Below are 21,303 nucleotides of genomic sequence, written 5' to 3' on the forward strand. Positions count from 1 at the left end.
GATCATGCGACCTCGACGATGACGCGATCGCGCCATGGTCTGTCAGCATCAGGTGGGCGCGGTCGGTTTGGTTTCAAGTGGGCTTTGCGGAAGGGACCCGGGATTTGTCGGCGGACAACAGGTGGCTGCGCAGTGCCCGGCTCGAACTGGCTCATTTCAGCGGCCGCGCGTTGCTGGCCTCGCGCGCGACGCGGGGCGCCGGCGCCATCCTTCGGTTCGAGCGCGTGCGCCCGCGCCGCAAGGGCGCATTTCAGCCGCTGAAGCATGCCGAGATCACGCCTGCATTTCTCGACAAGGTGATCCGCGCGCTCAAGCGCTGGGGCTATGACATCGTCTCGCTCGACGAGGCCTGTGAGCGCTCGGTGCGGCTACCCGAAAGCCGCCGGTTCGCCTGCCTGACCTTCGATGGCGGGGCGAAGGACCTGATCACGCATGCCTATCCCGTGCTGGCCAGCCACGGCGTGCCGTTCACGGCCTATGTGCCCACAGCGTTTCCTGACGGGCTCGGTGAGGCCTGGTGGCTGGCGCTCGAGGCCGTCATCGCGCGGGAAGCCCGCATCAATCTCGTCATCGATCATCGCGAGCAGCGCTTCTCCGTGTTCAAGCCGGCCGAGAAGGCCGAGCTGTTCGCCTATCTCTTCGCCTGGCTGCGCAGATTGCCACCCGCGGAGCTGTCGGTTGCGATCCGCGATCTGTGTTCGCGCCACTCGGTCGATATCGTCGCGTTGAGCCGCGAGGCGTCGATCGACTGGGCCGACATCGCGCTGCTCGCTGCTGATCCCAACGTCACGATCGGCAGTGCCACCGTGCATTATCCTGTGCTGGCGCATCTCAAGGACGTCGATGCCCAGCGCGAGATCGCGATGGGCAAGGCGGTGCTGGAGACAGCGCTGCGGCGCCCGGTCCGGCACATGGCGTATCCGTTCGGCGACGCCCAGTCCTTCCGCCGCAGCGACGCCGTGCTGGCGGAGCAGGCTGGCTTCGTCAGCGCCGCCACCACGATCGGCGGCGTGGTACAGAGCGAGGGCCGGACCGACCTCCACATGCTGCCGCGCATCGCCTGGGACGGCCGCTCGCGCTCGCTCCGGGCGCTGAAGGTTCTGATGGTCGGCGTGACCCTGCCGCGACAAAAATTCGCGCCGCGACCCGGGCTCGACCTCGGCTGATCAGATCGGCCGCTCAGCTTTCCTGCGCCGGATCTGGGCGCAGCATCCAGCTAACGATCGGCATGGCCAGCAGCACCCAGCCCATGCCGACGACGACGTAATACACCGCCTGCATCCAGCCGGAATTGGCGATCAGGGGGAATTGCGCCAGCACCATGCCCATCATCGACCAGGCGAAGGCGAGCAGCAGCAGGGCTATGGCGCCGATCAGTTTGCGGGTGCGGATCGTCATGACGGGAATGTCAGCCTGGGTTGGGACCGGCGCGGCTTGCGCGCGAATTCACTGGGATTATAAGGGCCTGACAGCTTAGGTTCAATCGAGCGTTCAACCTCCATGACCACGGTTCCCCACACCCGAGACACCGCCGCGATCCGCGTCTGGCTCACCATCGTCGCCGGTCTGATCGCCCTGATGGTGCTGGTCGGCGGCGCCACCCGGCTGACCGAATCCGGGTTGTCGATCGTCGAGTGGAAGCCGGTCACCGGCACCCTGCCGCCGCTCTCGGAGCAGGCCTGGAGCGACGCCTTCGAAGCCTACAAGCAGATTCCGCAATATCGGCAGATGAACGCCGGCATGACCTTGCACGAGTTCAAGACCATCTTCTGGTGGGAGTGGGGCCACCGGCTGCTCGGCCGCGTCATCGGCATGGTCTATCTGCTGCCGTTCCTGTGGTTCCTGTGGCGCGGCGCCGTCTCCGGCCCGCTCGGCCGCCGGCTGTGGCTGATCTTCGGCCTCGGCGCGCTGCAGGGCGCGGTCGGCTGGTGGATGGTGGCCTCGGGCCTCACCGAGCGCACCGAGGTGGCGCCGGTCCGGCTGGCGACGCATCTGTCGCTGGCGCTGCTGATCTTCGCGTCGATCGTCTGGACCTTGCGCCGGCTCGAGCCGCGCGACGAGGCCGAGGTGCCGGCGCGGCTGCGGCTGACGGCATGGGTGCTGGTCGGTGTCACCTTCGTGCAGCTCTATCTCGGCGCGCTGGTCGCGGGCCTGCGCGCCGGCCTCGTCTACAACACCTGGCCCGACATCGACGGCGGGCTGATCCCGAAGGCGGCCAGCCTGTGGGTCCATTCGCCGTGGTGGATCAACCTGTTCGAGAACGATCTGACAGTGCAGTTCATGCACCGCATGACGGCCTACACGCTGCTGGTGCTGGCGGCGTGGCATGCGTTCGACGTGATGCGCACGGGTGCCGGCCGCTCGGCCGTGCGCGGTGCGCACCGGCTGCTGGCGGCGATCCTGGTGCAGGCCGTGCTGGGCATCGCGACGCTGCTGATGGTGGTGCCGATCTCGCTGGCGCTGTTGCATCAGGGCACGGCCATCATCGTGCTGACCTTTGCCGTGCTGCAGGCGGAGCGACTGTCGCCGCGGCGGGTGGCGAGCGTTGCCGTGCCGCAGACGGCGGTGGTCGCGGAGCGGGCGGGGTAGGGGCTCGGTCTCTCCTTCGTCATTGCGAGGAGCCGAAGGCGACGAAGCAATCCAGAGTCCCGCCCACGACTCTGGATTGCTTCGTCGCTTCGCTCGTCGGTGCGCTTCGTCGCCTGTCATCGTGCTGCGCTTGAACCACACAATCCGCTGTCATCGCCCGGCCTTGACCGGGCGATCCAGTATCCCAGAGACGGTTGTGAGTCCTCGATGGGCCGCGGCGTACTGGATCCCCCGCCTGCGCGGGGATGACGACCGATGGTGAGGAGACCTCATCGTCCACATCGAAGACACGCCTCTTCATCCTCGCGCGCGTTCACGCCGAGTCATGCCGATCGTTTCACCCTCGAAAACGCGAGGGCGCAGGGAAGGCCGGATGCCTGGCCGGCACCCATGGCCCGCGTGCAAAGAAAAAAGCACGCGGCGGTCACCACAGGTACGGCCTGGAAACACCCGGCCTTCCCTGCGCGATGGTTTTAACGCTTATACGCGATCTCCCCGGGGACCGGCTGTCTTGCCCCCGTCACCTCGCGCGATGCGTGAGCACCAACACGAGACTTGGCGCCAGCCTCGGGGCGCCAGGACCACGCGATTTCGCCGTCCGTCACAAGCCGCTCGTCCGCGCCAGCATACGCCCGCGCACGGCCCGCCACGTCCACCGCGGTCCCATCCCACGCAACTGGACGATCCGGAAGCGCCCCTCGGCTGGATAGGAATAAACGCAGAATATGCTGATTTGCCGAAGTTGGCAAGCCCGTTCGTTCTCGCGACTGTTCAGTGGCCGACGACGATCTCGGGGGCGAGCGCAGGATCGTCAAGACCCCTGCCTCCCACGCGTTGGCAGATGGTGTGGACGCTCGATCCAGCTGGCTACGTCGTTACAGCGAAGGACGACCCTGCGAACCTTAGGGAGGGCCGGTCTTGAAAGCTCGCACGATCGATCAGGATCAGAGCTTTGGCAACGAGTCGATCGCCTCTTGATGAGAGGTCGCGGCGTCGATCCGGCTGATGACTTCCATGGCCAGCGTCTGGTCGGAGTCGTATCGAAAGCGGCTTTTGACCGCCTCGGCCAATTTTTGTTTGTAGTCGGACAGGGAGAGCTCTCGCTCGTTCGTTAAGACCGGAATGGCAAATATCGATCCTAGCAGGCGGAGCCCGAACCCTCTCACGCCCCCAAGCGGGCGGGTTTGTGTCCAGTCGGCAACATCGAAGCTTCGCCCTTGAGAATCAAGCAGCTGCCATTCGCGTGCGCGAGTTCGTTGAAGTGTGCTTTCGAACATCGACCGCGGGTGAGCACAAAGTTCGGTGGGAGTGTTCGCCAGGTAGATATAACCCTGGCGCCACAGCAGTGCAGGATATGAAATCGGCGGCAGGTCTGTAGCCATTTGCGGCATGCCTAACCTTCTGAGAGCGTCGCATCACTCCTCCGCAGCGCGACTTGCGATAGAGCCACCCAGCCAGCCCGGAAGTCGCAGTCCGTGCAAACCCTCAGCAATACCCCGTCACACCACAAGCATAAGGCAGGCGGAACATGTAGTTCGTATAGCCTTCGCCGCCGTAATACGGGCCCTGGTAGTCGTAGGAGAACGCGCGGCCGTAGTAGCCGGGGAGTTCCTGGCGGCCGAGCAGCAGCGGGGTCGAGGGCATCATCGGCGAGATCAGCGAGTCCTGGTCCTTGACGACGACGACCACGGGCGGCGCGGCCTTCACGGCGCGGCGGGCCTTGGTGTGGACGACCTTGTCGTGGATGCCGGGCAGGTCGGCGGCGAGAACGACGCCGTTTGCCGCGGTGGCCGCCAGCAGCATCATGATCACTAGGGTACGCATTCTGCTCTCCTGCCTTGTCACATCGGTCGCGGGCCGGATGTCGAGACCGGCGCCAGCGCGGCGGCGTCAGGCACCGCGCGATTCCATGGACGGCAGGATGGGCCGTTTATGGTTAACGAAAACTTTCTCGCAGGGCCGCGTCGGCTGCAATCGCCCGTAGAAGGACGGGCTTTTTCAGCTTCCGTTAAGATCTGCTGGTGCAAGTTTACGGCCGTCGGCGATTTTGAAGGTCGGCGGAACGAAGGGCCGGCGGCCCGCGTTCGGGACAGAATCTCTGCTGCATTTCATCAGAGTCTCAGACCAGAAGGTTTCGAGCATGTCGGTGATTCCGTTTTGCGCGTCGGCGCGCCACCATCTGCAATCACGGACAGGCTCATTCCAGACCGATCTCGCTGCCTATGACGAGGACGCGGCTTGTTTGCGGGCTCTGGCGGTGAGCCGGCTGATTGCGGTGACGGCACTGCCGCTGGCCGGCCAGACGCATGCGCGGATGCTGCACCCGATGACGTGACACGATGAGTTAACGAGGGCGCGGTTCGAGAAGCCGGCAACGGCCCGACCGTGGGACGAAGGAGAGCGCGGAAGCCCAGGGGGGCCGGCCGCGCTCTCTTTGTTTGTGGTGGGGGCGTGGTCTGGGCATTATGTTAGTTGCTCGTCATGCCCGGGCTTGATCCGGGCATCCACGCCTTTCCGACCGCTGAGAAAACGTGGATGGCCGGGTCAAGCCCGGCCATGACGTGGAGAGAGACTCGCCTCATGACCCGCCAGACGCGTGGCCTGACTGGCGGGACGATCTCGCGGTTACGCGCTCAGCGCCTGCTCGAGGTCGGCGATCAGGTCTTCCTTGTCCTCGATGCCGACGGAGATGCGGACGATGTCCGGGCCGGCGCCGGCCTTGATCTTGGCGGCGTCGTCGAGCTGGCTGTGGGTGGTCGAGGCCGGATGGATGACCAGCGAGCGAGTGTCGCCGACATTGGCCAGATGCGAGAACAGCTTCAAGTTCGACACCAGCTTGACGCCGGCGTCATAGCCGCCCTTCAGCGAGAAAGTGAACACCGCACCAGCGCCCTTCGGGCAGTATTTGCGGGCGAGCGCGTGATACTTGTCCTCGGGCAGGCCGGCGTAGTTCACGGCGGCGACTGCCGGATGCTTGCTGAGAAATTCCGCGACGGCCTTGGCGTTGTCGCTGTGCTTCTGCACGCGCAGCGGCAGGGTCTCGATGCCCGTGAGGATCATGAAGGCGTTGAACGGCGACAGCGCAGGTCCGAGGTCGCGCAGGCCGAGCACGCGGCAGGCGATCGCGAAGGCGAAATTGCCGAACGTCTCGTGGATGCGGATGCCGTGATATTCGGGACGCGGCTGCGTCAGCATCGGATATTTGTCGCCGCTGCCTGCCCAGTCGAAGGTGCCGGCATCGACGATGATGCCGCCGATCGAGTTGCCGTGGCCGCCCAGGAACTTGGTCAGCGAGTGCAGCACGATGTCGGCGCCGTGATCGATCGGGCGGATCAGGTAGGGCGAAGCGAGCGTGTTGTCGACGATCAGCGGCACGCCGGCCTTGCGCGCGACCTGCGCGATCGCCTCGATGTCGGTGATGGTGCCGCCGGGATTGGCGATGGACTCGATGAAGATCGCCTTGGTGCGCGGGCTCACCGCGGCCTCGAAGCTCGCGACGTCATCGGTGTCCGCCCACACCACGTTCCAGCCGAAGCTCTTGAACGAATGGGTGAACTGGTTGATCGAGCCGCCATACAGTTTTCGCGCGGCGATGAATTCGTCGCCGGGGGACAGCAGCTGCTGCAGGGCCACGACCTGCGCGGCATGGCCCGAGGCGACGGCGAGCGCGGCGGTGCCGCCCTCGAGCGCGGCGACGCGCTCCTCCAGCACCGCGTTGGTCGGGTTGCCGATACGGGTGTAGATGTTGCCGAACGCCTGCAGGCCGAACAGCGAGGCGGCGTGGTCGGCGTCGTTGAAGACGAAGGACGTGGTCTGGTAGATCGGCGTCGCCCGCGCGCCGGTGGTCGGATCGGGCTGGGCGCCGGCGTGAATGGCGAGGGTGGCAAATCCGGGGGCACGTTCGGTCATGGTGTTTCCTCGTGGGCTTGATCCTTCGCGCGGCGGCACCGGCCGGCACGGGGATCGATGATGGGAGACGGTGTCGATAGCGCGTCGTTGTGCGCCTCCGCGTCATCCCGGCGGAGGACATTTGCCAGCGGCCATGATGCCGTCAAGGTGGGCTGCGACGTCAGGCCAGATTTGAAATGCGTTGCTGTGTCGCGCCATGGTCGCGACACGTTCCTTTCGCAGATGCGTCAGGTCGGATCGCTTCTGTCCTTCGCGGCGCGGTCGGCCGCGGCAGTCGTGCCGCCGCCGACGCTGGTGCGATTCAGCGACAGACGCATGCCTTGCGTGGGGATCGGCGCGCGCTTGGCGCTGATGGTGCGGGAGTTGACGCCCATCCAGGAGATCTCCGAGGACAGCCGGCCGTATTCGATCTTGGGGCAGCGGTTCATGACCACCTTCATGCCGGCGGCCTCGGCCTTTGCCGCCGCGGCGTCATCGCGCGCGCCGAGCTGCATCCAGATCACCTTCGGCAAGGGGGACAGCTTCAGCGCCTCGTCGACCACGGGCATGATGTGCTGCGAGCTTCGGAAGATGTCGACCATGTCCAGCGGACGGCCGATATCGGCCAGCGAGGCCACGAAGGGCCGGCCCATCAGGCTCTTGCCGACATGGCCGGGGTTCACCGGGATCATGTCGTAGCCGCGCTGCACCAGATATTTGAAGGCGAAGAAGCTCGGCCGGATCTCGGACGGCGAGGCGCCGACCATCGCGATCACCTTCACGCCGTTGAGAATGCCGCGGATGTAGTCGTCGGGATAGGTGTCGTGATTCATGCTTGATGTCCTTGGTCCCTCATGGTGAGGAGCGAAGCGTCTCGAACCATGAGGCCTCGATCGGGCCTCATCCTTCGAGACGCCGCTCCGCGGCTCCTCAGGATGAGGAATGGGCAGCAGCTTCGTAGCTACTCATCCCGCCACGTGGGTGTCCGCTTCTCGATGAAGGCGCCGATGCCTTCCTCTGCGTCGCGGGCGAGCATGTTTTCGGTCATCACCTCTGCCGCATAACGATAGGCGTCGGCAAGGCTCATCTCGGCCTGGCGGTAGAAGGCCTCCTTGCCGAGCTTGATCGTATGCGCGGATTTTCGCGCGACTTGTTGTGCCAGCGCAATCGCCGCGTCGCGTTCGGTGCCCGGCGCGACCACGCGATTGACGAGGCCGATCTCGCGGGCGCGCAGCGCTGGAACCGGCTCGCCGGTCAGCAGCATCTCCATCGCCTGCTTAGCGCTGACATTGCGCGACAGCGCCACCATCGGCGTCGAGCAGAACAGGCCGATGTCGACGCCGGGCGTGGCGAACGCGGCGCGCTCTGACGCTATGGCGAGATCGCAGCTTGCGACCAGCTGGCAGCCGGCTGCGGTGGCGATGCCCTGCACGGAGGCGACGACGGGTTTCGGCAGATGCACGATCGCCTGCATCATCGCGCTGCAGGCATTCATCAGCCTGGCGAAGAAGGCGCGGCCGCGATCGGCGTCGGCCCGGCGCGCCGTGAGCTCTTTCAGATCATGGCCGGCGCAGAAGGCCGGACCATTGGCGGCGATCACGACGGCGCGCACGGCCTTGTCGGCGCCGATCTCGGCGAGCGCCTGATGCAATTCGGCGATCAGCGCCTCCGACAGGCTGTTGCGCTGCGCCGGCCGGTTCAGCGTCAGCACAGCAACGGGGCCCGCCATCTCGTGCAACAGGATCGGCGCGGCAGCGGCATCGGCGAGGGCAGGGGCGGACATTCCGATTTCCATATGGGCGTGTCGTTTCCGCTAATGTAACAGATTGCCAACAACCAGAGCAGGGGGAGACATGTCGGCGAAGATGACGATCGCGGAACTCGAAGCGTTCCTGCACGCGGAATTTCCCCAGGCCTTTCGCACCGGCGGCGACATCGCGATCGAGAGCGCGGATGGCAAGGGCTGCGTGCTGCGGCAGCGATTCAACGAGCGCATGCTGCGGCCGGGCGGAACGGTGTCCGGGCCGACCCTGATGGCGCTGGCGGATTTCGCGATGTACGTGGTGCTGCTGTCGGCGATCGGCCCGGTCGGGCTCGCGGTCACGACGAATCTCAACATCAATTTCCTGCGCAAGGGCGCGGCCGGCGCCGACGTGCTGGCCGAGGCGCGGCTGCTGAAGCTCGGCAAGCGCCTCGCGGTCGGCGAAGTCACTCTGCTGTCAGGGGAATCGCCCGATCCGATCGCCCATGTCACCGCCACCTATTCCATTCCGAATGCGTGAGCTTTTCGAGGGTATTATTGCACCATATTTGCAAGTTGCTGTTTTCCTTGCATGAATTTTGCTCCAGTGGCGTTGACGAATGCAGGGCGCTTCTCTAGAAGCAGCCCCAGTTCGGCGCGTCACCCGCGCCGCATTCTCCCTGTCACGGATATCTCTCATGAAAACCTTTTCGGCAAAGCCGGCCGAGGTCCAGAAGAAGTGGGTCGTGATCGACGCCAAGGGTCTGGTCGTCGGTCGTCTCGCCACGCTGGTCGCCATGCGGCTGCGCGGCAAGCACCTCCCGATCTACACGCCGCACGTCGACTGCGGCGACAACGTTATCATCGTCAATGCCGCGCACGCCGTTCTGACCGGCCGCAAGCGCGAGCAGAAGGTGTACTACAAGCACACCGGCTACGTCGGCCACGTCAAGGAGCGCACCGCGCGCCAGATCCTCGAGGGCCGCTTCCCGGAGCGTGTGATCGAGAAGGCCGTCGAGCGCATGATCCCGCGCGGGCCGCTCGGCCGCGTGCAGATGGGCAACCTGCGTGTCTATGGCGGACCCGATCATCCGCACGAGGCGCAGAACCCCGAGAAGGTCGACATCGCCAAGATGAACCGCAAGAACACGAGGGCCGCATAAGATGGCCGAAAGCATCCAGTCTCTCGATCAGCTGTCGCAGCTCAAGGGCGCGGTCACCGCTCCGGACGCTCCGAAGTATGAGAAGAAGGTCGACAAGTTCGGCCGCGCCTATGCCACCGGCAAGCGCAAGGACGCGGTCGCCCGCGTCTGGATCAAGCCTGGCTCCGGCAAGGTCACCGTGAACACCCGCGACATCGAAGTGTACTTCGCCCGTCCGGTGCTGCGCATGATGATCGAGCAGCCGATGGTCGTCGCCGCCCGCAAGGGCCAGTACGACGTGATCTGCACGGTCGCCGGCGGCGGTCTGTCCGGCCAGGCCGGCGCGGTCCGTCACGGCCTGTCCAAGGCGCTGACCAACTTCGAGCCGGAGCTGCGCAGCGTCCTCAAGAAGGGCGGCTTCCTGACCCGCGACTCGCGCGTCGTCGAGCGTAAGAAGTACGGCAAGGCCAAGGCCCGCCGCTCCTTCCAGTTCTCGAAGCGCTGATTTCTCTCAGCCTCCAATACGAACGGGCGCCCTCGCGGGCGCCTGTTTTGTTTTGAGCGTGAGTGGATCAGGCGCTGGCGCGGCGCGCCGTCAACCACTGGTTCGGCGCCAGCGGCTTTGAAACGACACGCACCTCGCCGATGCTGCCGATGAAGCCGTCGGACGGCGCGCGATCCCACCAGCCGCAGCCGAGTGCCCAGGGCTGGGAGGCCGCGACGCTGGCGAGGCCGTTGCCGCCGATCACGCTGCGCACCACCGGCGCGCCCTCGATGTAGAGCACCGTTGAATTGTCTTTGGGGTCGTTGACGATCGCGAGGTGATACCAGGTGTTGAGCATGATCTCGCCGGACCAGTCGGTCTGCGGCTGGCTGGTCGCGCTCGACGGCACGATCTCCCACTGCACCTCGCGCAGGTTCGAGATCGCGAACAGGATCGGCGGCGATTCCGGATCACCGCCGGCATAGCCCGGCAGCCAGCCGCGGTTGCCGAAGCGGGTGAGGATGTTGCACCAGGCGTGATCGGCCGCTTTCCAGTTCGGATCGATCTTGATGAAGGCCTCGACCGTGTAGCCCTGGGCGAAGGTGGCCGCGTTGATCGGCGCGGTGGCCGCGGTCGTGAACCAGCTGAAGCGGCCGGCGCCGGCGTGCGTGGTGTTGAGGAACTGCACGCTGCCCGGCGCCGACGACAGCCGATGCTTGTCCGCGGTGAAGACGACGTCGGCCACTTGAGCAGCACCGGCGAGCGAGGCGCGCTGCATCGGATTGCCTGAGGTCAGGTCCGGCAGCGCGGTGCCGGTGGCGACGGCCTTGCCGATCGCCGAAGAGGCGATGCGCCAATGCGCGACCGTCTCGGCAATCAGAGGATAATCCTGCTCGTTGGCCGGCGGCACGACCACGGGCTCGGGCTGTTCGGTGTAGTTGGCATAGAGGTCCTGCTTCACCCGCGGCAGGATCGGCGTGCCGGCGAAGGCCGGCAGGTGGCAGAAATGGGTGAAGCGCGAGAACCGGCGCTGGAAGTCGATGTCGATGGTGAATTCGTGGTTGTCCTCGGTCAGCCAGGCGCGGTCGAACTGCTTGAGGCTGTCCTTCGGCTTCTCGACCACCCAGGGCGAGAACGAGGCGACGTCGATCTTGTTCTTCGTGAAGTCGAACTCGTAGAGCCGCATCAGGCCGTTGCCGCCCTGATAGGCCATCTGATAGTCGACGACCATCTCGTGCACGGGATTGTGGAAGTCGTTGAACTTCACGAGGTGCGCGCCGCCGTGATAGTGGCCGTTGAGCGTCATGAAGATCTGGTCGTTGCTGCGGATGAGCTTGTCCCAGAGATACTGGCCATAGGCGACCTCGAGCGGACTCACGCCGTCATTGGCGATGTTGAGCAATTGGTGATTGGCGAGGATCACCGGCAGCATCGGATGGCGCGCGATCATGCTGCGCGCCCAGGCGATGGCGTCGTCGGACGCGCGCCAGGACAGCGACAGCACCATGAAGCTGACGCCGCAGGCGTGGAACACATGCGCCTCGTGCCAGCCGCTTGGATGGCGCTCCAGGAAGGTCTGCTGCTTGGCGGCGCGGCTGGTCGGGAACCAGGACAAATACGGCTCGGAGGCAGCGCGCTGCGCGTCGGTGCCTGAGCCCTGGCTTGCCGCATTCTCGAACTCCAGCGCCGACAGCACGTCGTGATTGCCGGCGAGCACGGAATAAGGCCGGCCGGCGTTCTCCAGCAGCTTCATCGCGGCGTCGGCGACCGCCCATTGCTGCGGATGCTTGGACTGATCGACGACGTCGCCGAGATGGATCGTGAACGGGATGTGATATTTTGCGGCATTGTCGACGATGAACTGCGTCTGCGCCGGGTAGGGCGTGCTGCCATATTGGCGCTGATAGGCCTGGCCTTCCTCCGAGGTCGCGTAGCGCGAGTAGAACTGCGTGTCCGGCAGCACTGCGAGCGCGAAGCTCGTCGTGACATGATGATGGTGAGGGTGCATGCGCCAATGCCAGTGCGCCTGCGCCTGGCCCGGCAGCATGCCGGCGCCGAGGCCGAGCGCCGAGGCGCCCATGGCGTTGCGCAGCAGCGTGCGGCGATCGACGCCGCCGGCCGGGTGATCTGCCGCAATTTTCTTGTCGTTTGAATCGTCGAAAGACATTCTCGTTCCCACCTCATGCGGCGCATCGCGCCCCCGTCGGAACGTGTTAGGAAGAGATGATCTCAAATTTGAGAAGGTTTCTTATCGTTTCGATGAGTGTCCGCAATCGGATGTGAACTGGTTCATATGTCTCGCCTTCGTCCTCAACTATCAATGAACGTCGGCTGTCGGTGTGCAATCCAAGCGGGCATCGGCTCCCGCGCCCGCAATCGGTTTTGAATCCTTTTTGCTGCATTTTTATGTAGCAATTTACGGGCGAGTTGTGCCGAGCTTTTCGAGAAAACTTGGTATCCCAGGCAAACGTCTTTCGAACAGACCGCCGGTTAGGTTGCTTGCGATAAGGCCGCGCTAACCCTGAGCTCCCGCGCCGCCGCAGCAACCGAGGTGACGCATGGCACTCGACAGCATGACGCTCGACATCGTAGCGACAATGGTCGCGGCGCTGCTTGGCGCCATGTTGCTGTATTTCGGGCGGCAGGAGAACACGCCGGCGCTGCGCTGGTGGGGGGCGGCCTACATCCTCGGCGCGGTCGCGATCGCGCTGTGGACATTGGTCGCCGACAGCTATGGCGAGGTGGTGTCGCTGTTCCTGAGCTCGATCGGGCTGATCGCCACCGCCATGGTCTGGAACGCGGCGCGTGTCTTTCACGGCAAATCCCCGAGCGTCGCGGGTCTTGCGCTCGGCGCGATCGCATGGATCGCGAGCGGCATGCTGCTCGATCCCACGGCGCAGGCGCTGCGGCTGACGATCGGCGCGGCCATCGTCGTGATCTACGCGACGCTCACGGCGGCCGAACTCTGGCAGGAACGGCGGCGGACCCTGCACAAGCGCTGGCCGGCCGTGATCGTGCCGGCGATGCACGGCTTTGTCCTGATGCTGCCGATCCTGCTCGGCAACATGCTGCGCGACGCCAACGGCGCCTTCGCCGCCGCCTGGGTGACGATCTTCTCGATCGAGCTCGTGCTCTACGCGGTCGGCACCGTGTTCGTGATCTTCATGCTGGTGTCCGAGCGCATCGTCTCTGCCCACAAGCGTGCGGCGACCACGGACCCGCTGACCGGGCTGCTCAACCGCCGCGGCTTCGCCGATGCCAGCGCCCAGCTGATCGAGCGCGAGGCGCGCGCCGAGCGGCCGGTCAGCGTGCTGATCTTCGACATCGATCATTTCAAGTCGATCAACGACCGCTTCGGTCATGCCGAGGGCGACGAGGTGCTCAAGCTGTTTGCCAATGTCGTCGTCGACAAGCTGCGGCTCACGGACCTCTCGGGACGCATCGGCGGTGAGGAGTTTGCGGCGCTGCTGCCGTGCTCGATCGAGGAGGCGATGGTCGCGGCCGAGCGCGTGCGCCAGGCCTTCGCTGCGTCCGGCGTCGTGTGCGAGGACAAGACCGTCGACACCACGGTCAGCATCGGCGTCGCCGGCGGGCCGGCGGGCACCGATCTCGACGTGCTGCTCGCCGCGGCCGATACGGCGCTCTACAAGGCCAAGCGCTCGGGCCGCAATCGCGTCGAAGCCTCGGCCGAACTGCCGCTGTCGCTGGAGCGCTACCGCCGCCAGCGCGCGGCCGCGGCGTCGGCTGCTCCCGCGCCGCAGTCCGGGCACGCGGCGCTCTCCAGCTGACGCGCGGCTTTCTCTCTCCCCTGGTCTGGGCTAGACAAACGGTCCAACAACCAGGGGAGGCCGACCGCCCATGATCACCGAAATCGCCCAGATCGACGTCAAGCCCGGCACCGAGAAGGATTTCGAGGCGGCCGTTGCCAAGGCCCGCGCCGCCTTCGGCCGCTCCAAGGGCTTTCACGGCTTCGAGCTGCACAAGTCGATCGAGAAGCCACAGCGCTACCGGCTGATGGTGAAGTGGGAGACGCTCGAGAACCACACCGTGGACTTTCGCGGCTCGGAGAACTTCACGGAGTGGCGTGGTCTCGTCGGCCAGTATTTCGCCAGCCCTCCGGATGTCGAGCACACCGAGACGGTGCTGACCTCGGCCGGCTGAGCGCGCGAGCCGCAATCATGACCCATGAGGAGCTGGTTGCGGCCTATGCCGCGCCGGGGCGGCACTACCACGATCTCAGCCATATCGAGGATTGCCTGGCGCGGCTCGGTCGCGTCGCTGATCTCGGTGTCGGCGATCGCGAGATCCTGACCCAGGCGATCTGGTGGCATGACGTCGTCTACGATCCCAGGCGGTCCGACAATGAGGAGCAGAGCGCCGTGCTCGCCGAGCAGCACGTCGCGCCGGAGCTGCGCGACGAGGTCGCCCGGCTGATCCGCCTGACGCAGACGCACGATGTTGCGCCGGGTGATCGCCGCGGCGCGCTGCTGATCTCGATCGACCTTGCGGTGCTTGGCGCCGACGACGCGACCTACGATGCGTATGCGCAGGCGATCCGGCGCGAATATGCCCATGTGCCGGATGACGCCTATCGCGCCGGGCGCGCCGCCGTGCTGGAACGGTTTGCAAGCCGGCCGGTGATCTACCCCGATCCGGCTTTCGCCGCCGCGCTCGACGCGAAGGCACGGGCGAATCTCGCCCGCGAGCTGAAGCAGCTCCGGTCCTAGCCGAACGCCGTCCGCGCAGCATGTATGTGCTGATAGCGCTTGTGTTTTGCCGTGGCGCGGCATGCAATGAGGCGGCATGCGCGCCGTCCTGGCGCGCTCCTCATTTTTCGGAACTCCATTCATGCCGATCATCAACCGCGCCGCCGAGCTGGCGGAGGACGCCACGGTCTGGCGCCGCGATTTCCACGAACATCCGGAGTTGCAGTACGAGGTGCACCGGACGGCCGCGCGCGTCGCCGAGCTGTTGACCTCGTTCGGCGTCGACGAGGTCGTCACCGGCATCGGCCGCACCGGCGTCGTCGGCGTCATCCGCGGCCGCCAGCCGTCGGAGCGCGTCATCGGCCTGCGCGCCGACATGGATGCGCTGCCGCTGCAGGAGACCAGAGATATCCCGCACAAATCCAAGATCCCGGGCCGGATGCATGCTTGCGGCCATGACGGCCACACGGCGATGCTGCTCGGCGCCGCGCGCTATCTGGCTGAGACCCGCAACTTCGCCGGCACGGCGGTCGTGATCTTCCAGCCGGCCGAGGAGGGCGGCGCCGGGGGCCGCGCGATGGTCGAGGACGGCCTGATGGAGCGCTTCGGCATCGAGGAGGTCTACGGCTTGCACAACGCGCCGGGCCTGCCGCTGGGACACGTCTCGACGCGCCCCGGTGCGGTGATGGCCGCGGCCGACACCTTCGAGGTGCGCCTCAAGGGCCTTGGCGGGCACGCCGCGCGGCCGAACAAATGCGTCGATCCGATCATCGCCGGCGCGCAGATCGTCACGGCCTTGCAGTCGATCGTCGCCCGCAATGTCGATCCGGTCGAGAGCGCGGTGCTGTCGATCACGCGCTTCCATGCCGGCACCTCGGCCGACAACATCATTCCGCAGACGGCGGTCATCGGCGGCACCGTGCGCACGCTCGACGAGGAGGTCCGCCGCCTGATGGACGAGCGCTTCAAGAGCGTCGTGACGGGGCTCGCGAACGGCATGGGCGTCGAGGTCGAGATCGACTACGACTGGGGCTATCCGGTCGTGGTCAACCACACGGAGCAGACGGCGTTTGCCGCCGACGTCGCACGCAGCGTCGTCGGGCCGGACCAGGTGAAAACCGACATGCCGCCCCGGCTGGGCGGCGAGGATTTCGCATACATGCTGCAGGCGCGCCCCGGCGCCTTCGTGTTCATGGGCATCGGCGACGGGGCCGGCGTGCACCACCCGGAATACGACTTTAACGACGAGGTGATTCCGCACGGCATCAGCTATTGGGCGAAGCTCGTCGAAACGGCGATGCCGGCCGGCTGAGCCAAAGACCGGTCAGATCGCGGCCGCGGCATCCTCGGTGCGGCGGTCGCTCTTGAAATAGTCGATCATGACCTTGGCGATCGCCATCAGCGGCAGCGCCAGGGTCAGGCCCCAGACGCCGAACACGATGCCGAGCAGGATCTGGAAGGCGAACAGCGTGGCCGGCGGTATGTCGAGCGCCTGGCGCTGGATCAGCGGCGTCAGCACATAGCTCTCCATCGCGTGCACGCCGAGGAACAGCACGAAGGCGGAGACGGCCGCGACCCAGCCGGAAGCGAGGCTCGCCAGCACCACGATCACGCCGGCGATGATCGCGCCGACGGTCGGGATGAACGCCAGCAGGCCGGCCTGGATGCCGAGAATGAACGAGCTCTGCACGCCGATGATCGCGAGCCCGATCCAGGTGACGAGGAACACGGCGAACATCGTGGTGATCTGCGCGATCAGCCAGCGTTCCAGCGTATAGCTGATGCGGTCGATGATCACGGTGGCCTCGTCACGATACTTCGCCGGTGCCAGGAACAGCAGCCCGCTGCGATAGACCGCCGGCTGCGCCGCGAACGCCAAGCCAAGGAACAGCACGATGAAGAAGTTGCCGACGGCGCTCACGGTGCCCAGCAGCAGCTTGAAGGTCTGGCTGACGATGGCGCCACCGGACGAGGCGAGCGCGCTCGGCGAGGGCAGGCCGCCCGGCAGGCCGTGCGACGACGATTGCGTCGGGGTCGTCGTCCCGCCATCGGGCGCCGCCGTGGCCGTGGTGGCGCTGTTGAAGTCGAAGAAGCTGGTGTCGATGCCGTTGCGGTCGAGGAAGCCCTTGATGTTGCCGAGTTGCGACTTGATCGTGTCGCTCAGCACCTTGGCCTGGTCGGCGATGGTGGTGCCGCCCAGGAAGACGATGCCGACCAGCAGGGCCGCGAGCGTCAGGCAGACGATGGCGAGCCGCAGCGGGTGCGGCCAGGGCAGAACCCGGCCGAGCAGATTGGTCATCGCGTTGAGCGCGACGCCGAGCAGCATGCCCGAGAACAGCAGGAACAGAGCCGCAGCGTAATACCAGCTGAAGGCGAGCGCAGCCACGAACAGGATCACGCCGATGCCGCCCACCGTAATGGCCCAGGCCAGGTCGCTGCGGTGCTCGCTGCGGGCCTGGAGGCGGGGGTCGGCGGGGGCGGTCATGCGTCGTCCTCTGTGCTGATCGGCCCCCACACATTGGCGAAAATGGCTGGCGGATCAAGCAAAGGCTTGCGGGACCGTTGAGCCGCTGGAAGCCATGCGGGGTTGTCCGGAATTGGCATTGGGGACCCGCGCGGTCATATGTTGATCCGGCTTTGCGACACGGGCATGATTTGAGCACGCATGATTTGTGCCTCCAGCCCAGACCAGGATCGGGCCGGCACAGGATTGCCTGGTCGCACAGGGAGAGAAACGAGGGCAATGAAACGTCCCGTCGTCGGCGTGATCGGCAACAGTCATCGCGTCGAGAACAGGTTCACCGTCCAGATGGTGGGCGAGCGCAATCTGAGCGCCGTGGCCGAGGTTGCGGGCGCGCTGCCGCTGATGTTTGCCGGCGTGCCTGAGATCACCGACATCGGCGCACTGCTCGACGTCGTCGATGGCGTCGTGCTGACCGGCGCCCGGGCCAACGTGCATCCGACGCGCTTCAACACCGAGCCCAGCCTCAAGCACGAGCCCTACGACGTCCATCGCGACGAGGTCGCGCTGCAGCTCACGGAGGCCTGCGTCGCCAGGGGCATCCCGCTGTTCGGCATCTGCCGCGGCCTGCAGGAAATGAACGTCGCCTTCGGCGGCTCGCTGCATCCGGAGATCCGCGAGATTCCCGGCCGCATGAACCACCGCATGCCCCGGCTCGAGAATGGCGAGATTCATCCGGATCCCACCGTCATCTTCGCCGACCGCCATGAGGTGCGGCTGACGCCGGGCGGGGCCTTCGCCTCGATCCTCGGCTGCGACGCGATCAAGGTGAACTCGCTGCACGGCCAGGGCATCCTCGAGCCGGGCGACCGCGTCGTTATCGAGGGCATCGCCGAGGACGGCACCATCGAGGCCATCCGCATCGCCGACGCGCCGAGCTTTGCCTTGGGCGTGCAATGGCACGCCGAATACGACCCGCAGAAGAACCCGATCAACCGCAAGCTGTTCGAGGCGTTCGGGGAGGCGGTGAGAACGCGGCGGCTGTCGTCGTGACGTCGGGCTGAACCCGAGCTGCGACGAAACAGACCTAATGCTGTCCGCCGCGTTGTTCACAAGGGTTCCCTGATGCGCCATGTCCTGATCGCTGTCCTTGCGCTGGCTGTTGCCGGGCCAGTCCTTGCTCAGACCGCGCCGCCGACGGAAGGCCCGATCTCGTGCACGCTGCCGGTGGCCGCGACCGACACGGCGAAGAGCCTGAAGCAACGCTATGGCAGCGAAGCCGTCATCGAGGATCTCCCCGGAGCGGAGGGGGAGACCTACAAGGGCCTCGTGCTGTTTCCGCGCGCAATGGACCGGCGCATCGAAGTCGCCTTCATCGAAGACAAGGCCGCGACGGTGTCGGGGCTCACGTTACGCGACACGGCCAAGACCAGCCGCTGGAGCGTCGCCGGCATCACGATCGGCGCGAGCCTCGCGGCGGTGCAGAAGGCCAACGGCAAGCCGTTCGCCGTCGCCGGCTTCGGCTGGGACTATGGCGGCTACGTCACCGACTTCAAGAACGGCGCGCTGGGGCGGACACTCCCGGGCGGCTGCTCGATCACGCTGCGCTTCGGCACTGAGAAGGATACGCCGCGGGCGCTCTCGGGCGATGGCGTGAAGGTGTCGTCCGACAATCCGGCGCTGCTGAAGCTCGCGCCTGTGGTGACGGAGATCGGCGTGAATTTCGCGGCGAAGTGATCGCCTGAGGCTGGCCTGCGGGCCTCATGGTTCGAGACGCGCCGCGTACAACGGTCTCCCTTTGTATCGGCCCAGATCGGCGCGTCGCTCCTCACCATGAGGATCAGCTCCGACACCGGAGCAGTACATGGATCATGAGCAGCGTGCTCGGGAGGGGAGAAGAAGCAACTCCGGAGCATGCTCAAGCTCCTCATCCTGAGGAGCTTGGCGCAGCCAAGCGTCTCGAAGGACGAGGCCCGTGCGGGCATGGATGCCTCGAACGATGACAGACTGTCGTTGTTGATCGCGGCTCGAACCTCGGGATTGTCAGCTCGATCTGACTGTCACAATGACTTATCACTTCAGTTCGGTGAAAAGCCGTAGAGGCGGTGCGCGTTGTCGGCGAGCACGCGGTTGCGCGCGGCGGCGTCGGGCACCCAGTCGGCCAGTAAATCGAGCAGGTCGCCGACGTTCATCATGTGGCCGCGGTGTGCGACGTGCGGCCAGTCGGAGCCCCAGACGCAGCGGTCGGGCGCGGCCTCGTGGAGGCGGCGGACGAAGGGCACGGTGTCGGCATAAGGCGGGCCTGCGACCGTGTTGCGGTAGGCGCCGGACAGCTTGACCCAGGCGCCGTCGCGCACCAGCGAGACCAGTGTCTGGAAGCCGGGATCGGCGAGGCCCCGCGACACCGGGAAGTGGCCCCAATGATCGATCACGATGGGGACCGCGAGCCCCTCCAGCCGCGGCGCCAGCGCCGGCAGGTCGGCGGCGTCGATCAGGAATTGCAAGTGCCAGCCGAGCTCGCGGGCGAGCGCCGCATAGTCCTGCAACTGACCGAACCCGATGCCGCCGCCGTAGAGGACGTTGAGGCGCAGGCCGACGATTCCGGCCTGCTGCAGCGCTGCCAACTCCCGGTCCGGCAGGCCGAGCGGGATCACTGCAATGCCGCGCAGCCGCTCGCGGTTGGCGCGCAGCGTCTCGACCATCAGGCTGTTGTCGGTGCCGTGGACGCTGACCTGGACCAGCACGCCATAGGTCATGCCTGTCGCATCGAGCATCGCCAGGTAGGATGCCGCAGTGGCCTCCGGCGGCGTATAGCTGCGCGTGGCCACGAAGGGATGGCGCGGCGGCAGCCCGATGACATGGGCGTGGGCGTCGACCGCGCCTGATGGCACGACGAAGCGGGAGGCCTTGCGCGGATGCGGATCGGGCCCCGCGCAGGCGGGAGCCCGTTCCGTTGAGGACGCGATCTCACGCATCGGCTTGCAGCACCTTGCCGCGCGTCTCCGGCAGCGCATAGGCGGCGACGAAGAACAGCGCATAGGCGAACAGAGCGAACAGGCAGATCGCGGTGGCGAGCGAGGTCATCTGCGAGAGATAGCCGACCAGGAACGGAAACAGCGCGCCGATGCCGCGGCCGAAATTGTAGCAGAAGCCCTGGCCGGAGCCGCGCAGGCGCGTGGGATAGAGCTCGGTCAGGAACGCGCCCATGCCGGAGAAATAGCCCGAGGCGAAGAAGCCGAGCGGAAAGCCGAGCAGCCACAGCACTTCGTTCGACAGCGGCAACTGGGTGTAGGCGGCGACGACGATCATGGCGCCGAGCGAGAACACCAGGAACAGATTGCGCCGGCCGAAACGGTCCGCATACCAGGCGCCGACGAGGTAGCCGATGAAGGAGCCGATGATGAGGGCCGCGAGATAGCCGGTCGAGCTCACGATCGAGAGCTTGCGCTCGGTGGTGAGGAAGCGCGGCACCCAGAAGGTGATCGCGTAGTAACCACCCTGGCAGCCGGTGGCGACCAGCGAGGCGAGAATGGTGGTCTTCAGGATCGGGCCCTGGAAGATCTCCAGGATCGACGGGCTTTCGCCCGCGGCGGCGACCTTGGCGCGCGCGGCAGCCGCGACCTCGGGCTCCTTCACATAGGCGCGCAGATACAGCACCAGCAGCGCCGGCAACGCGCCGATCGCGAACATCCAGCGCCAGGCCTGATCGGCCGGCAGCAGCGAGAACAGAGCGGCTTGCGCCAGCACGGCCATGCCCCAGCCGACGGCCCAGCCGGACTGCACGCTGCCGACCGCGCGGCCGCGATACTCGGCGCGAATGGTCTCGCCCATCAGCACCGCGCCGGCCGCCCATTCACCGCCGAAGCCGAGGCCGAGCAGGGCGCGCAGCACCAGCAACTGCTCGAAGTTCTGCGCGAATGCGCACAGCAGCGAGAACAGCGAGAACCAGATGATGGTGAACTGCAAGGTGCGAACGCGGCCGATGCGGTCGGCGAGATAGCCCGCCGCCCAGCCGCCGAAGGCCGAGGCGAGCAGCGTCACCGTTCCGGCGAGGCCCGCGGTGCCGGCGTCGACCTTCCACAGCGCGATGATCGTGCCGATCACCAGCGGGTAGATCATGAAGTCCATGCCGTCGAGCGCCCAGCCGGTGGCGCAGGCCCAGAAGGTGCGCCGTTCGGCCGTGGTCATGCCATTGTAGAAGCCGGTGAGGCTCGTATCCTCGATCGGCACCACCGTCGTCTCTGCAGCTGTCGACATGCTTCCCTCCCATGCGCCGCCCTTGTTGAACGGTC

General features: G+C 66.2%; 22 protein-coding genes. 12 read left to right on the forward strand and 10 right to left on the reverse strand.

Annotated features, from left to right (window positions below):
- Positions 1 to 104: 104 nt before the first annotated feature.
- Positions 105 to 1,166, forward strand: coding sequence for a polysaccharide deacetylase family protein (locus NLR35_RS06385; RefSeq protein WP_257165693.1), 1,062 nt, complete (start codon positions 105 to 107; stop codon positions 1,164 to 1,166).
- Positions 1,167 to 1,179: 13 nt separating this feature from the next.
- Here NLR35_RS06385 and NLR35_RS06390 read toward each other — a convergent pair whose 3' ends face one another.
- On the reverse strand, positions 1,180 to 1,398 hold the full coding sequence (locus NLR35_RS06390; protein WP_257165694.1) for a DUF2842 domain-containing protein: 219 nt from the start codon (positions 1,396 to 1,398) through the stop codon (positions 1,180 to 1,182).
- Between the two features lie 102 nt (positions 1,399 to 1,500).
- Between NLR35_RS06390 and NLR35_RS06395 the strand changes: the two genes are divergently transcribed.
- Complete coding sequence (locus tag NLR35_RS06395) at positions 1,501 to 2,589, forward strand: COX15/CtaA family protein (RefSeq protein ID WP_257165695.1); 1,089 nt, start codon at positions 1,501 to 1,503, stop codon at positions 2,587 to 2,589.
- Between the two features lie 944 nt (positions 2,590 to 3,533).
- Here NLR35_RS06395 and NLR35_RS06400 read toward each other — a convergent pair.
- Both NLR35_RS06400 and NLR35_RS06405 read right to left on the reverse strand, forming a co-directional pair.
- Positions 3,534 to 3,971, reverse strand: a complete 438-nt coding sequence (locus NLR35_RS06400) for a hypothetical protein (RefSeq protein ID WP_257165696.1) — start codon at positions 3,969 to 3,971, stop codon at positions 3,534 to 3,536.
- A 103-nt stretch (positions 3,972 to 4,074) separates the two neighbouring features.
- Positions 4,075 to 4,413, reverse strand: a complete 339-nt coding sequence (locus NLR35_RS06405; protein WP_257165697.1) for a hypothetical protein — start codon at positions 4,411 to 4,413, stop codon at positions 4,075 to 4,077.
- A gap of 316 nt (positions 4,414 to 4,729) precedes the next feature.
- On the opposite strand from NLR35_RS06405, the gene NLR35_RS06410 reads away from it, so the two are divergent.
- Positions 4,730 to 4,924 carry a hypothetical protein gene (locus NLR35_RS06410; protein WP_257165698.1) on the forward strand — a complete coding sequence of 65 codons (195 nt, stop codon included), beginning with the start codon at positions 4,730 to 4,732 and terminating at the stop codon, positions 4,922 to 4,924.
- Between the two features lie 290 nt (positions 4,925 to 5,214).
- Here NLR35_RS06410 and NLR35_RS06415 read toward each other — a convergent pair whose 3' ends face one another.
- The 3 genes from NLR35_RS06415 to NLR35_RS06425 form a co-directional block, all read right to left on the reverse strand.
- Positions 5,215 to 6,498 (reverse strand): O-acetylhomoserine aminocarboxypropyltransferase, encoded by a 1,284-nt coding sequence (locus NLR35_RS06415; protein WP_257165699.1) that lies wholly within the window; start codon positions 6,496 to 6,498, stop codon positions 5,215 to 5,217.
- Positions 6,499 to 6,725: 227 nt separating this feature from the next.
- Positions 6,726 to 7,310 (reverse strand): CoA-binding protein, encoded by a 585-nt coding sequence (locus NLR35_RS06420; RefSeq protein ID WP_257165700.1) that lies wholly within the window; start codon positions 7,308 to 7,310, stop codon positions 6,726 to 6,728.
- Between the two features lie 128 nt (positions 7,311 to 7,438).
- The gene (locus NLR35_RS06425) at positions 7,439 to 8,260 is read right to left on the reverse strand and encodes an enoyl-CoA hydratase (protein ID WP_257165701.1); all 822 of its coding nucleotides are present in this window, start codon (positions 8,258 to 8,260) and stop codon (positions 7,439 to 7,441) included.
- Positions 8,261 to 8,330: 70 nt separating this feature from the next.
- On the opposite strand from NLR35_RS06425, the gene NLR35_RS06430 reads away from it, so the two are divergent.
- From NLR35_RS06430 to rpsI, 3 genes are all read left to right on the forward strand, one after another.
- Positions 8,331 to 8,759, forward strand: coding sequence for a PaaI family thioesterase (locus NLR35_RS06430; protein WP_257165702.1), 429 nt, complete (start codon positions 8,331 to 8,333; stop codon positions 8,757 to 8,759).
- A 157-nt stretch (positions 8,760 to 8,916) separates the two neighbouring features.
- Positions 8,917 to 9,381, forward strand: a complete 465-nt coding sequence (gene rplM, locus NLR35_RS06435; RefSeq protein WP_257165703.1) for a 50S ribosomal protein L13 — start codon at positions 8,917 to 8,919, stop codon at positions 9,379 to 9,381.
- Position 9,382: 1 nt separating this feature from the next.
- Positions 9,383 to 9,865 (forward strand): 30S ribosomal protein S9, encoded by a 483-nt coding sequence (gene rpsI, locus NLR35_RS06440; protein WP_006611043.1) that lies wholly within the window; start codon positions 9,383 to 9,385, stop codon positions 9,863 to 9,865.
- 67 nt (positions 9,866 to 9,932) lie between these two features.
- Here the strand turns inward: rpsI and NLR35_RS06445 are convergent, their stop codons facing one another.
- The gene (locus NLR35_RS06445; RefSeq protein ID WP_257165704.1) at positions 9,933 to 12,011 is read right to left on the reverse strand and encodes a LamG-like jellyroll fold domain-containing protein; all 2,079 of its coding nucleotides are present in this window, start codon (positions 12,009 to 12,011) and stop codon (positions 9,933 to 9,935) included.
- A gap of 391 nt (positions 12,012 to 12,402) precedes the next feature.
- Between NLR35_RS06445 and NLR35_RS06450 the strand changes: the two genes are divergently transcribed.
- From NLR35_RS06450 to NLR35_RS06465, 4 genes are all read left to right on the forward strand, one after another.
- Positions 12,403 to 13,632 carry a diguanylate cyclase gene (locus NLR35_RS06450; protein WP_257165705.1) on the forward strand — a complete coding sequence of 410 codons (1,230 nt, stop codon included), beginning with the start codon at positions 12,403 to 12,405 and terminating at the stop codon, positions 13,630 to 13,632.
- 70 nt (positions 13,633 to 13,702) lie between these two features.
- Positions 13,703 to 14,005 carry an antibiotic biosynthesis monooxygenase gene (locus NLR35_RS06455; RefSeq protein ID WP_006611040.1) on the forward strand — a complete coding sequence of 101 codons (303 nt, stop codon included), beginning with the start codon at positions 13,703 to 13,705 and terminating at the stop codon, positions 14,003 to 14,005.
- Positions 14,006 to 14,022: 17 nt separating this feature from the next.
- Positions 14,023 to 14,571, forward strand: coding sequence for a phosphohydrolase (locus tag NLR35_RS06460; protein ID WP_257165706.1), 549 nt, complete (start codon positions 14,023 to 14,025; stop codon positions 14,569 to 14,571).
- Between the two features lie 121 nt (positions 14,572 to 14,692).
- Positions 14,693 to 15,862 carry a M20 aminoacylase family protein gene (locus tag NLR35_RS06465; protein WP_257165707.1) on the forward strand — a complete coding sequence of 390 codons (1,170 nt, stop codon included), beginning with the start codon at positions 14,693 to 14,695 and terminating at the stop codon, positions 15,860 to 15,862.
- Positions 15,863 to 15,874: 12 nt separating this feature from the next.
- Here NLR35_RS06465 and NLR35_RS06470 read toward each other — a convergent pair whose 3' ends face one another.
- The gene (locus tag NLR35_RS06470) at positions 15,875 to 17,035 is read right to left on the reverse strand and encodes an AI-2E family transporter (RefSeq protein WP_257165708.1); all 1,161 of its coding nucleotides are present in this window, start codon (positions 17,033 to 17,035) and stop codon (positions 15,875 to 15,877) included.
- A 258-nt stretch (positions 17,036 to 17,293) separates the two neighbouring features.
- Between NLR35_RS06470 and NLR35_RS06475 the strand changes: the two genes are divergently transcribed.
- Both NLR35_RS06475 and NLR35_RS06480 read left to right on the forward strand, forming a co-directional pair.
- Positions 17,294 to 18,064 (forward strand): gamma-glutamyl-gamma-aminobutyrate hydrolase family protein, encoded by a 771-nt coding sequence (locus tag NLR35_RS06475; RefSeq protein WP_257165709.1) that lies wholly within the window; start codon positions 17,294 to 17,296, stop codon positions 18,062 to 18,064.
- 72 nt (positions 18,065 to 18,136) lie between these two features.
- The gene (locus NLR35_RS06480; RefSeq protein WP_257165710.1) at positions 18,137 to 18,748 is read left to right on the forward strand and encodes a hypothetical protein; all 612 of its coding nucleotides are present in this window, start codon (positions 18,137 to 18,139) and stop codon (positions 18,746 to 18,748) included.
- A 341-nt stretch (positions 18,749 to 19,089) separates the two neighbouring features.
- Here NLR35_RS06480 and NLR35_RS06485 read toward each other — a convergent pair whose 3' ends face one another.
- Positions 19,090 to 19,986 (reverse strand): amidohydrolase, encoded by an 897-nt coding sequence (locus tag NLR35_RS06485; RefSeq protein ID WP_257165711.1) that lies wholly within the window; start codon positions 19,984 to 19,986, stop codon positions 19,090 to 19,092.
- Positions 19,979 to 21,268 (reverse strand): MFS transporter, encoded by a 1,290-nt coding sequence (locus tag NLR35_RS06490; RefSeq protein ID WP_257165712.1) that lies wholly within the window; start codon positions 21,266 to 21,268, stop codon positions 19,979 to 19,981. The genes NLR35_RS06485 and NLR35_RS06490 overlap by 8 nt, the downstream gene beginning before the upstream one ends.
- Between the last annotated feature and the right edge of the window lie 35 nt (positions 21,269 to 21,303).

This window comes from Bradyrhizobium sp. SRS-191, assembly GCF_024586915.1.
Lineage (GTDB): Bacteria > Pseudomonadota > Alphaproteobacteria > Rhizobiales > Xanthobacteraceae > Bradyrhizobium.